This window comes from Sellimonas sp. (assembly GCF_047234585.1).
In the GTDB taxonomy this organism is placed as follows: Bacteria; Bacillota; Clostridia; order Lachnospirales; family Lachnospiraceae; genus Sellimonas; species Sellimonas caecigallum.
This window is the reverse complement of sequence record NZ_JBKSWG010000043.1, coordinates 1-11,517: the sequence shown is the minus strand read 5'-3', so window position 1 is coordinate 11,517 and position 11,517 is coordinate 1. Positions and strand designations below refer to the sequence as shown.

Annotated in this window: 10 protein-coding genes; 9 read left to right on the top strand and 1 reads right to left on the bottom strand. The window is 47.5% G+C overall.

Annotated features, from left to right (window positions below; genetic code table 11):
• Positions 1-113: 113 nt before the first annotated feature.
• The 5 genes from ACLROL_RS11675 (at position 114) to ACLROL_RS11655 (ending at position 5,827) form a co-directional block, all read left to right on the top strand.
• Positions 114-587 carry a class I SAM-dependent methyltransferase gene (locus ACLROL_RS11675; RefSeq protein WP_413067891.1) on the top strand — a complete coding sequence of 158 codons (474 nt, stop codon included), beginning with the start codon at positions 114-116 and terminating at the stop codon, positions 585-587.
• A gap of 16 nt (positions 588-603) precedes the next feature.
• On the top strand, positions 604-1,293 hold the full coding sequence (locus ACLROL_RS11670) for a response regulator transcription factor (protein ID WP_087201223.1): 690 nt from the start codon (positions 604-606) through the stop codon (positions 1,291-1,293).
• Between the two features lie 24 nt (positions 1,294-1,317).
• Positions 1,318-2,556, top strand: coding sequence for a sensor histidine kinase (locus ACLROL_RS11665; RefSeq protein ID WP_221920137.1), 1,239 nt, complete (start codon positions 1,318-1,320; stop codon positions 2,554-2,556).
• Between the two features lie 176 nt (positions 2,557-2,732).
• A complete protein-coding gene (locus tag ACLROL_RS11660; protein WP_413067890.1) occupies positions 2,733-3,407 on the top strand; it encodes an ABC transporter ATP-binding protein in 675 nt (224 codons plus the stop codon).
• Entirely contained in the window at positions 3,404-5,827 is a 2,424-nt protein-coding gene (locus ACLROL_RS11655) for an ABC transporter permease (protein WP_413067889.1), read from the top strand. Before ACLROL_RS11660 ends, ACLROL_RS11655 begins: the two co-directional genes overlap by 4 nt.
• Here the strand turns inward: ACLROL_RS11655 and ACLROL_RS11650 are convergent.
• Positions 5,784-6,668, bottom strand: coding sequence for a PocR ligand-binding domain-containing protein (locus tag ACLROL_RS11650; protein ID WP_158095394.1), 885 nt, complete (start codon positions 6,666-6,668; stop codon positions 5,784-5,786). The genes ACLROL_RS11655 and ACLROL_RS11650 overlap by 44 nt on opposite strands.
• Before the next feature lie 155 nt (positions 6,669-6,823).
• Between ACLROL_RS11650 and ACLROL_RS11645 the strand changes: the two genes are divergently transcribed.
• The 4 genes from ACLROL_RS11645 to ACLROL_RS11630 are packed head-to-tail and all read left to right on the top strand — an operon-like array spanning position 6,824 to position 11,484.
• Positions 6,824-7,690 (top strand): class II fructose-bisphosphate aldolase, encoded by an 867-nt coding sequence (locus ACLROL_RS11645; protein ID WP_087212564.1) that lies wholly within the window; start codon positions 6,824-6,826, stop codon positions 7,688-7,690.
• A gap of 22 nt (positions 7,691-7,712) precedes the next feature.
• On the top strand, positions 7,713-9,116 hold the full coding sequence (locus ACLROL_RS11640; protein ID WP_413067888.1) for an L-fucose/L-arabinose isomerase family protein: 1,404 nt from the start codon (positions 7,713-7,715) through the stop codon (positions 9,114-9,116).
• 11 nt (positions 9,117-9,127) lie between these two features.
• Positions 9,128-10,657, top strand: a complete 1,530-nt coding sequence (locus ACLROL_RS11635; RefSeq protein ID WP_413067887.1) for an FGGY-family carbohydrate kinase — start codon at positions 9,128-9,130, stop codon at positions 10,655-10,657.
• 35 nt (positions 10,658-10,692) lie between these two features.
• Complete coding sequence (locus ACLROL_RS11630; protein WP_413067886.1) at positions 10,693-11,484, top strand: aldose 1-epimerase family protein; 792 nt, start codon at positions 10,693-10,695, stop codon at positions 11,482-11,484.
• Positions 11,485-11,517: the final 33 nt, after the last annotated feature.

The following is an 11,517-nucleotide window of genomic DNA, read 5'->3' as shown; positions in this document are numbered from 1 at the left end:
TGGTTTGGCGATTGACATTATACCAGAAAAGGGAGGTCAATGCTCTTTTTATTGCGGATTTCCCTTAAAATCAAGGTTTTTATTATATTTTGGAACAAAAAAACAGGTAGTTTTTGACACTACCGCTTGTGGCAGAGAGGGAAGGATATGACATACAGATCGTGAAAGCAGATATGACAAACCCGTTTCCATTTTCGGATGAGACGTTTGACATGATATTTCATCCGGTGGCAAATTGTTATATAGAGGAAGTACTTCCGGTGTGGAAGGAATGTTTTCGGGTGTTGAAAAAAGGCGGGATTTTGATGGCTGGTGTGGATATCGGCCTGAACTATATATTTGACGATGATGAGAGGATGCTTGTGAGAAAGCTTCCGTACAATCCGCTTCAGGATGAAAAACTCTACAAAGAATGTATGGAGAAACGGGATGGGATCCAGTTTTCCCACACGACAGAAGAGCAGATCGGCGGGCTTTTGAAAGCGGGGTTCCGTCTTACGGATCTATATGAAGACACCAATGGGGAGGGACGGCTGCATGAATACCATATCCCGTCTTTCCTTGCAGTACGGGCAGTAAAAGAGTAGAGAAGAGGGAGAAAAGATGGCATCGATTCTTGTTTTGGAAGATGAGGAAAGCGTAAACAGAGGTATTGAGCTGACGTTGAAAAAAGAAGGATACACAGTCTATGGGGTTAGGACGATAGGGGAAGCCAGGGAAATACTAAAGACAAAAAACCCGGAACTTCTGATCTTTGATGTGAATCTTCCAGACGGAAACAGTCTGGAACTGATCCGGGAAATCCGGGAGAAGACGGCGGCACATATTATCTGTCTTACAGCACTTGACCAGGAGATGGATCAGGTCATAGGGTATGAGGCCGGAGCGGATGACTATGTGACGAAGCCGTTTAGTTTGTCGGTACTCATGCTCAAAGTCAATGCGTACTTTAAAAAACATGTGCAGACAGCGGTGTCCTGTATCGAGTCAGGAGACTGGAGTTTTTGTCCAGAACAGCTGGAAGCAAAAAATGGGGATAAAGAAGTCTCATTTACGAAGACAGAATGGAAGATGCTTCGCCTTTTCCTGGACCATCCAAAGCAGATTTTGTCAAAAAATCAAATTTTGCAGCAAATCTTTGACCTGGACGGGGACTTTGTAGATGAAAATACAGTGGCGGTAAACATACGAAGGCTCAGGGAGAAAATCGAACCGGATGCGGCCAGACCGGAATATATCCGAAATGTCCGGGGACTGGGGTATATATGGGATAAAGAGTGCGCAAGACGATAAGTAAAAAGGAAGGCAGCAGAAACAATGGGAAAAGCAGGAAAACGACTGGCAAAAAAAGCGGCGATGGGTTTTGTCCTTCTGTTCGCAGCGGTCCTGTTCCTGATCAGGATACAGTATCAGGAGTATGAGGAAAAAGTGACCGCCGCAGCGCAGATCATCCGTGCAGACAATCAGACGGACACAGCACTCTCTGTTTTAAAAGGAACAGGAACCATGACCATGGACGACGCAAAGAAAATTTTGGAGTCATATGGCTATGAAGACCTGGATGCCAATGAGTTTGGCCGAGAATTTCTTCAGAGAAGCTGCTGGATTGCGGGAGGCGGCCTGGTACTTTGGCTGCTCTTTCTTCTGATGCTTGTATGGGAAAAGCAAAAGACCGAACGGGAAAGGGATCGCATGGTTCGGAAGATCGCATCCATTTTGGAAGATGTGAGGGAAGGCAGGTACGGGCCGGACTATTATGACATTTTTACCGAAGAGCAGGGCGGGATTACAATGCTTTTGGATGAGGTGGATTCCCTGTGCAGCTATCTGGAGGTTGTGACGGATCAGGCCAAAAAGGAACGGGAGGGGGTAAAAACTCTCGTAACCGATATTTCCCACCAGCTCAAGACACCTGTGGCTGCGCTGAAATCTTGTTTTGAAGTGCTGACGAAAGAAGATCTCACAAGTGAGGAACGGCAGGAGTTCGAGTCCCGGCTGTCTGTACAGCTTTCTGGTTTGGAGAAACTTTCAGGTATCCTTGTGAATATTTCCCGCATGGAGACAGGAATGATCGAGCTCTCCCTTTGCGAGGGAAAAATCTTCGATACGATCCTGGAAGCGGTCAACAGAATTTGGGAGAAAGCAGATAAAAAACAGATCGAGATTGAGATGGATGCGGATCCTGAAATCGAGTCTCTCAAGATTCCGCATGACAGAAAGTGGCTTGGGGAAGCGCTGATCAATGTTCTGGATAATGCGGTAAAGTACAGCCCAAAGGGGAGCCATATTTTTCTGAGAGCAGAAAAAAGGCTGTCTTTTCTCAGAATCGAAATCCAGGATGAAGGGATCGGAATCCAAAGAGAAGAATACCACAAAGTGTTTCAGCGGTTTTACCGGGGAGATCGGCCAGAGGTAAAGAAAGAAGAAGGGTCCGGCATCGGGCTTTATCTGACGCGGAAGATCATAGACGGCCACAATGGGATCATCAGCGTGAATACAGGAAAAGGAGCAAAGACACAAGGAAGTACCTTTGTCATTCAGCTTCCGTACCGATAGAAAGAAGAGGACCAGAAGCGGGGAAAATGAAACCGTGGAGAGGTCCTTTTCTACTGCTTTTTATCATTTCTTACAGTTTTGTAAGTGTCTTTTATTTTTCTGAAAGTGGGCTGTAAGAGAAGGCGTGTATGATGTAGGATAGAAAGAAGAAAGAACTGGCAGAAAGGAAGACACATATGGACAGAATATTGGAAACAAAAAATTTATGTAAATATTACGGAAGCGGAGAAAATGAAGTAAAGGCGGTAAGAAACGCAAATCTCGAAATCCAGAAAGGAGAGTTTGTGGCTATTGTGGGGAAATCCGGCTCGGGAAAAAGTACCCTCCTTCACATGCTGGGAGGTCTGGACACCCCTACAAGCGGGAAAGTACTGATCCGTGGAAAGGATATCTTTTCTTACAAAGAAGATGCTCTTGCAAGGTTTCGGAGACGTAAGATCGGATTTATCTTCCAGTCCTTTAATCTTGTTTCTTCCATCAATGTGTGGGAAAACATTGTTCTTCCGATGGGGCTTGACGGAAGAAAGGCAGACGAGGAGTTTGTGATGGATATCGTAAGGACGCTGGGGCTTGAAAAGAAGCTGCGGAACCTGCCGAATACACTGTCTGGCGGGCAGCAGCAGAGAGTGGCAATTGCAAGGGCGCTTGCATCCAAGCCGGATATTTTGTTTGCCGATGAACCGACCGGTAACCTGGATTCCAGGACGAGTGATGAAGTCATTGGACTTCTGAAAATGTCGGTGGAAAAATATGGGCAGACACTGGTTATGATCACACACGATGAAGAGATCGCGCAGATTGCGGATCGGATCTTGGTCATCGAAGACGGAAAGGTGGCAGAACTGAAATGAAAACCATCACAAAACTTGCACTGAGCAACAACAAAAAGAATAAGACAAGGAGCGTTCTTGTCATGGTGGCGGTATTTCTTACGATGACGCTTCTGTCCGCCATCGCAACTTTCGGTTATTCCACAATCAAATATGAAAAGCTGAACGCAGAAAAATTTTACGGCGATTATTACGGAATGTATGTGGGAGTAGCGGAAGATCAAATACATTCCATGGAACAAAGAAGTGAGTTTGCGGAAGTGGGCAGGGCAGCTTCCGTGGGAGAAGTGGAAAACAAAAGCCGCCTTGCCTTATCCTGGATGGGCGAAAAAGCTCTTGAAATGACCAATCTGAAAGAGCAGTTGGAAACAGGAGTATTTCCGGAGAAAGAAAATGAGATTGCAGGACCGGAGGAATTTTTTGAGAAACTCGGATATCCGGAAGCCAAACAGGGCGACAAGATCAAACTTCGGTTTCGGAGAAATAACCAGGAAACATACAGAGACGCGGATTTTGTCGTGAGCGGTATCACAAAATCGCCTGTAGAGCTGGAAAATCAGTCCTATGCCGCCTATGTGTCCGAAGATTTTTACAAAGCGGTCTATAAAAATGGAGAGCGTGCATTCAATGCGTATTTTAAATTTTCAGAAGAAGTACAAGTGAATGCGGAGACAGTGGAGATGACTGAAAAAGATCTGGCAGAAGAATGCGGCATCAATCCAAGTCAGACAGTCATCAACACATACTATACATTCTGGGCGCTGGATCCGGGGATGGAGACGATATTCGGATGTGTGGTAATCGCACTTATTGTATGCCTCTTTTCCGCCCTTGTCATCTATAATATTTTCCAGGTGGGTGTCATCCAGAAGATCCAGGAATACGGAAAAATCCGGGCGCTTGGGACGACGAGAAAGCAGATGCGAAAGCTCGTCTTTCGGGAAGGGATGACGCTGGCGCTCCCGGCCATTATTCCGGGGATGATCGCAGGAGCCGGAATTACCGTGGCGTTCATGCATTACTGGCTGGAAAAGAGCCAGTCTGTGATGGGGAGAGAGGCTTACACCGATTTTTCTATGGTGTCCGTTCCACTCCTTCTTTTGTGTGCAGCCGTTTCCCTCCTGGCTGTTTGGGCGGCATTGAAAAAACCAATGAAACTCGTGGCGAAAATTTCTCCGGTGGAGGCGATCCGCTTCCAGGGAGACGGATCAAAGAGACGAAAAGGATTCAGAAAAGGGAAAAGGCAAATGAGTGTCGGAACCATGATGACTGCAAATCTGGCTATAAACAGGAAGCGAACTGTCGTGACAATCCTGACGATGGGACTTTCCTGTGTTCTCTTTGTGGTAATTTCGAACTTTACAGGAAATATCAGCACGAAATACGATGCGAAAAAACAGGTGCCATACGGGCAGTTTCAGATTGCCCTTGATTATGATTTGAGCGATACGGCCTACCCGGAAAATAACCTGGATTCCATCCTCCAGAATAATCCTTTTGATGACGCATTTTTGCAGGCACTTGAGGAAATCGACGGAGTTACGGAGGTACGTCTGCAGAACATCCTCTATGCGCGGGATGCAGAAGGAAACCTGCAGAGTGTCGGAGTGCTGGGAAAAGAAGAGTTTGAAGATGAAGCATATCAAGGTTCATTAAAAGGGACAGTGGATTACGACAAAGCAGCAAAAGAAGATGCATTTATCTACGGCTGGAGTTACTTCATCGAAGAAAGCGGATATGACATTGGAGATCAGATACAGATGGAACTTGGCGACAAAGACCGGACCGTATCGATGGAAGGGGAAATGCAGGGAGCTTTTGGAAGCAGCAATATGGATTGGATGATCACGGAGGATACTTATCGTAAACTTGGATTTACAGAAGACAACCCGGGGATGATCTGGGTGGACTGCAAAGAGGCAGACTGTGCAAAAGTGGAGGCAGAGATCCAAAATCTGCTGGAAGGAAAAGAACACTATGAGCTGAGCAGCTATCTCGGTGCACTGGAAACGGCGGAAAGCACTCTCGGCATGTTCGAGATGCTTGCCTATGCGCTCCTCTTTCTTGTGGGACTGATCGCCTTTATGAATATGGCCAACACGATGATCATCAGCATCATCACAAGAAAAAGGGAGCTGGGCGTCCTGCAGGCTCTTGGTATGACAAATCGGCAGCTCAACGGGATGCTGAGAAATGAAGGACTTCTCTTTACATTAGGCAGTGTCATGATCGCTCTGGCAGCAGGAATGCCTCTCGGATACGCACTTTTCCGATACGGCAGAGAGCATGGATATTTCGGATTGGACGTGTATCATGTCCCGCTTGCAGAAATTATGTGTATGATTCTCATTTTGGCAGTGCTGCAGATGGGACTCTCCTTTATCCTGAGCAGGAATGTCAAGAAAGAATCGATCGTGGAGCGGATCCGGTATCAGGAATAGCAGCAAGGTGTTGTCTTCGGTATGCTTTGGGGGTAACGCCGGTTACCCGTTTGAACATAGTTATGAAATAGTTGTAGTTTGCAAATCCGCACATGGATGAGATTTCACTAATGCGAAGTTCCGGGTGTTCCAAAAGAAGAGACTGAGCTCGGGCCACACGGAGATTTCGGATATGCTGGGCAATTCCGGTCCCATAGCTTTGGTGGGCAATCTCGTAGAGAAACGTCTTCCCAATATGGAATTCCCGGCAGATATCGCAAGCGCTGAGGTTTTCGTCCAGATGTGCCATGATATAATCGTCGATCCGGACCGGAAGCTCCTGGCGGCGGATCGTGACCATACGCTCCATGCATAGATAAGACGCCACGGCATGGAGCAGGTGGGAGGCCGCAAGGATATATTCTTCCGAAATGATAGGACGCTTCAGGCAGGCGGCATGAAGCGCTTCTTCGTCCACGTGGCAGGAACGGCATCGGGATCGGATCTCTGTCCATCCGGTCTCATAGTCCGGGTAGGAGAAGACGTGTCCGAAAAACAGGTAACCGATGACGATATTTCCGAAATACACAGGAGAGATAGCTTCGGTAAGACCAGCGTGACAGCGGTAAATATAGGTAGCATGCCGGGTGGAGGCCGCCCGGCATGCTTCTTTGTCACATAGGCGGCACTGCTTGGCAGAGACAGGATCACTGCGCAGCAGGCGGCAGAATTCCGGCAGATGTTCCGGATAAGAAGACAGTTCTTCAAACCGTTCATCAAAGAGGGTTACCCGAATCCTCGTCAATGTATAGAAATCACGAAACAATTCTTTTACTTTATCCAGATTGAAAGATGAGATCATCTTGTCGATTCTCCTTTCATAAAACTTTGTTTTTATTATACTTGTTTTGCGAACGAATTCAAAGTAAAACGCACATCTCTTTATATATTTCCCCGACTCCATCGCGTAAAATAAAGTTAAGATTTGCCACAGAGAAAAAGAGAGGATGATGGAGAATGCTCGTAACATTAAAAGAAATATTGGAGATGGCGGAGGAAAGAAAGATGGCGGCGGGATCGTTTAACACGCCGAACTTGGAAAGCCTGCAGGCAGTCATCGGTGCTGCGGAAGAATTAAAACTTCCGGTCATCGTACAGTTCGCCCAGTGCCATGAAGATCTGATGCCATTGTCTGTCATAGGACCGATCATGGTAAGGATGGCGAAGGAAGCAGATGTCCCGGTCTGTGTCCATCTGGATCACGGGGAGACGCTGGAGTATCTGAAAAAGGCACTGGAGATGGGGTTTACATCTATCATGTATGATGGTTCCGTACTGGATTACGATAAGAATGTCGAGAATACGAAACAGGCGGTAGAGATGGCCAAAAAGTGGGGGGCTTCCGTGGAGGCCGAACTGGGATCGATGGGAAAAAGAGAGTCGGGAACAGGCCATGAAAAAGAGCCGGAAGAAGACGAGACAAAGATTTATACAGATCCGATCCTGGCTAAGGCATTCACAGAGGAGACTGGGATCGATGCCCTGGCATGCTCTTTTGGGACGACTCACGGCATCTATCTCACAGAGCCGAAGCTGGATTTTTCTGTAGTGGAAAGAGTGCGGGAGGAGGCAGGAAACATTCCTGTCGTCATGCACGGAGGATCCGGGGTAAGCAGGGAAGATTTTCACAGAGCCATCGAGGCGGGAGTGCGGAAGATCAATTATTTTACTTACATGGACAAGGCGGGCGGAACAGCTTGTCTGGAGTACGGAAAAGGACAGGAAGGCAAAGGGCCTCTCTTTTTCACGGAAACGATCCGGGCGGCAAGAGAAGCAATGAAGGAAAATGTAAAAGAGGCCATGAAGATTTTTGCAGGGCGGTAATGAGCAGAAAAGGGGAAGAAAAATGAGAAAAATGACATTTGCACTTTGTTTTGGAAATCGAGGATTTATGCCGGGAGAACTGATCTTAGGGGCAAGGAAAGACATGGTCAAGGCTGTTACGGATGCAGGGTATGACTACCTGATCATGGAGGAGGATGCCACGAGATACGGGGCTGTGGAGACAAGAGATGAGGGAAGACTATATGCGAAATGGCTGAAGTCACACGAAGGGGAATACGATGGCGTCATCTTCTGCATGCCGATATTTGTGGATGAAAATGGAGCAATCCAGGCATTGGAAAATGCGGGTGTGCCGATTCTGATGCAGGCATACCCGGACGAGATAGGGAAGATGGATTTCCAGCACAGAAGAGATGCATTCTGCGGAAAATTCTCTGTGACTGATGTATTCAGCCAGTATAAAGTACCGTTTACTGTTCTGAAACCGCATGTTGTTCATCCGCTGTCTCCGGCTTTCGCACAAAATCTCAAGGATTTTGCGGCCATCTGCCGGGTTGTAAATGGAATGAAACACTTCAATGTAGGGTGTATCGGCGCCAGGACGACAGCGTTTAAGACGGTGCGGTTCGATGAGATCACGCTTCAGAAATACGGGATCAATGTGGAGTCCTTTGACCTCTCCGAACTGATCTACAAAGTCCAGAATATGGGCGATGCAGATCAAAACGTCATTGATAAGAAAGAACGGCTTGAGAAGTACACCGATTTTTCCAGGGTACCGGAGAAAAATAAAACGACATTGGCAAAGATCAGCGTTGTGCTGGATCAGTACATCGAGACGTATCATTTGGATGCTCTTGCGCTCCGGTGCTGGAATGAGATGGAGACGATCCTTAGAGTTTGTCCATGTGTATTGTTAAGTGAACTAAACGACAGGGGAATCGTTGCATCCTGCGAGATCGATCTTTGTTCGGCCATTACCATGCGGGCCATGAATCTGGCATCCGAAGAGCCTACGGCAGTTCTTGACTGGAACAATAACTATGGAGATCAGGAGAACAAGGTCATTTTGTTCCACTGTGGGCCGGTGGCACAGTCTCTCATGACAGGGAAAGGAACGGTAACAGAGCATAAGATGTTCGCAAAAGATGATCCGGGCTCCGGCTGGGGTGCAAATGAAGGGCGGATCCGGGCATTCCCTATGACATTTTCCAACTGTAAGACGGAAGACGGAAAGTTGACCGTCTATGTAAGCGAAGGGACGTTTACCGGAGAACCGATCGAGGAGACGTATTTCGGATGTGCCGGTGTGGCAGAGATACCGGATCTTGAGAACAAACTGATTCGGCTGGCAAGAGGCGGATTTAAACACCACACGTCAGTTGGGGTAGGACATATGAAAGATGTGCTCACAGAAGCATTCGAGACATATCTACACTATGACGTGGTGTCCATCGAGTCGTAGAAGGAAAAAAGATGTTGCCGGAAAATCAGACGAAGAGACAGGAGGGAGACAGAGTGAAGATCGCAGGACTGGATATCGGGACAACCGGATGCAAGATCACGGTGTTTGACGAGAAAGGACAGAGGCTTTTAAAGGAATACCGGGATTATCCGGTATCCCGAAAGCATCACGAGCATGAGATCGACATTGCAGGTGTAAGAGACAGCGTACTTGCAGTCGTAAAAAGCATGACGGAGAGCTGCCCGGATATTGGAGGCATTGGTGTAACGAGTTTTGGAGAGACGTTTGTTGTGACGGACGAGGAAGGGACACCGCTTTTTCCATCCATGCTTTATACTGATCCGCGAGGGCAAAAAGAGTGTGACATATTGAAAGAAAAGATTGGGGAAGAACGGCTTGCCGAGATTTCCGGGCTGGTGCCGCACGAAATGTACAGTATTGCAAAGATTATGTGGGTGTTCCGAAACAGGCCGGATGTATGTGAAAAGGCTGCACATATTTTTTTGATCGAAGATTACATCGTATATTTACTCACAGGCGTCTGTCAGATCGACTATTCTCTGGCGGCCAGGACAATGGCCTTCGATATACGGGCACTGGATTGGAGTCAGGAGATACTGGAGGCAGCAGGCGTCCGCAAAGAGCTTTTCTCCAAACCGGTCCCGACGGGGACAATAGCAGGAGAACCGCTGGAAGAGATATGCAGGCAGACCGGACTTTCCAGCCAGACAAAGATTGTCTCTGTCAGCCATGATCAGGTGGCGGCAGCTGTGGGTGCAGGCGTATTTGACGAAACAAAAGCAGTGGATGGTGCAGGGACGGTAGAGTGCATGACTTGTGTCCTCTCCGAGATTCCGAAAAATCCGGAATTTTATAAAGGGAAATATGCGGTCACGCCGTACATTGTCCCAGGAAAATACTTGTGCTACGCATTTTCTTACACAGGCGGAGCGCTGCTCCAATGGTTTCTTGAGACATTTGCGGGAGACGAATTGAAAAAAACGAAGGAAGAGAATGTGTCGGCGTATGATGTGATGGAAGCAGGGTACAGCGGGCCGACAGGTCTCCTTGTGCTTCCGCATTTTGCAGGGGCGGCCACCCCATATATGGATACGGGATCCAAGGGGGCAATCCTTGGACTTACGATGGAAACAGAGAAGAAAGAGATTTACTGGGCATGTATGGAAGGAGTAGCCTACGAGATGAGGCTCAATGAAGAGATCCTAAGATCAGCAGGAATTTCCTTTTCCATGCTTCATGCCACCGGAGGAGGGGCATCCTCCGAAGTGTGGACTCAGATCAAGGCAGATGTACTCAATGTGCCGATCAAGGTGCTGGAGGCAAAAGATGCAGGCACCGTCGGAAGCGCTATGATCACAGGGACGGCTGTCGGGTATTTTCAGGATCTGAAAGAAGCGGCCAAATGTATGATCCGGGAAAAAGGAATCTGTTATCCTGATGCAGGACGGCATGAGGCGTACGAAAAAATATTTCAGCGGTATCGTCATCTCTATGAAGCAGTACGCCCTCTCGTGGGATAACTGGCTGGATCGAGGAGAAAAGGAGGAAACAGAGTATGAATCCGTATATAGGACATGAATCACAGATTTTCGGAGCAGAAGAACATCGCCTCACAGGAGGAAAAGGAGACGGAATGCGGCTTTTGGAGGTGTGGAACGGCAAAGGGCTGGAATTGACGATATCATTGGACCGCGCCGCAGATATTTCAAGACTTCGATTCAAAGGCATGAATATGGGGTACTTCTCCCCATGTGGTTATGTGGCACCGTCATACTATGACAGGACAGAAGACCACTTCCTCAAATCCTTTACCGCAGGATTTCTAACGACATGCGGACTGGAATCCGTAGGCGTACCGTGTATTGACGAAGGAGAATCCGTACCCATGCATGGATCCATCTCCAATACACCGGCCTCATACTATTACTGGAGAAAAGAAGACGATGAACTGGTAATCTATGCAGAAATATCCGATGAGACAATCTTTTCCAGAAAACTGAAACTCTGCCGCGAAATCCGGATCAGCCTCCAAGAAAACACCTTCCGGATCCATGACCAGATCCAAAATGAAGGCGACCGCACCGAACCAGTGGAAATCCTGTACCATATGAATATGGGATACCCACTTTTAGATGAAGACAGTAAAATTACGATATCATCCGAACACGTCCGCCCACGCAATCAACACGCGGCCGAAGATATAGAAAACTGGATGCATATGGAAAAACCCCAGCCAGGATACGAAGAACGATGCTACTACCACGAATGCACAAAAAAAGGAATGGCATCCATCTACCAGCCAAAACTGAAAATGGGACTCGAAATTGGTGTGCTACCCGTCAAGTAGACAATGAAAAAAATATAAAATTTTTGTGTTGCC

Coding starts and splice junctions, on each gene's coding strand:
- ACLROL_RS11665 (WP_221920137.1), top strand. CDS start 1,318: ATGGGAAAAGCAGGAAAACGACTGGCAAAAAAAGCGGCGATGGGTTTT.
- ACLROL_RS11630 (WP_413067886.1), top strand. CDS start 10,693: ATGAATCCGTATATAGGACATGAATCACAGATTTTCGGAGCAGAAGAA.
- ACLROL_RS11645 (WP_087212564.1), top strand. CDS start 6,824: ATGCTCGTAACATTAAAAGAAATATTGGAGATGGCGGAGGAAAGAAAG.
- ACLROL_RS11670 (WP_087201223.1), top strand. CDS start 604: ATGGCATCGATTCTTGTTTTGGAAGATGAGGAAAGCGTAAACAGAGGT.
- ACLROL_RS11635 (WP_413067887.1), top strand. CDS start 9,128: ATGTTGCCGGAAAATCAGACGAAGAGACAGGAGGGAGACAGAGTGAAG.
- ACLROL_RS11660 (WP_413067890.1), top strand. CDS start 2,733: ATGGACAGAATATTGGAAACAAAAAATTTATGTAAATATTACGGAAGC.
- ACLROL_RS11640 (WP_413067888.1), top strand. CDS start 7,713: ATGAGAAAAATGACATTTGCACTTTGTTTTGGAAATCGAGGATTTATG.
- ACLROL_RS11655 (WP_413067889.1), top strand. CDS start 3,404: ATGAAAACCATCACAAAACTTGCACTGAGCAACAACAAAAAGAATAAG.
- ACLROL_RS11650 (WP_158095394.1), bottom strand. CDS start 6,668: ATGATCTCATCTTTCAATCTGGATAAAGTAAAAGAATTGTTTCGTGAT.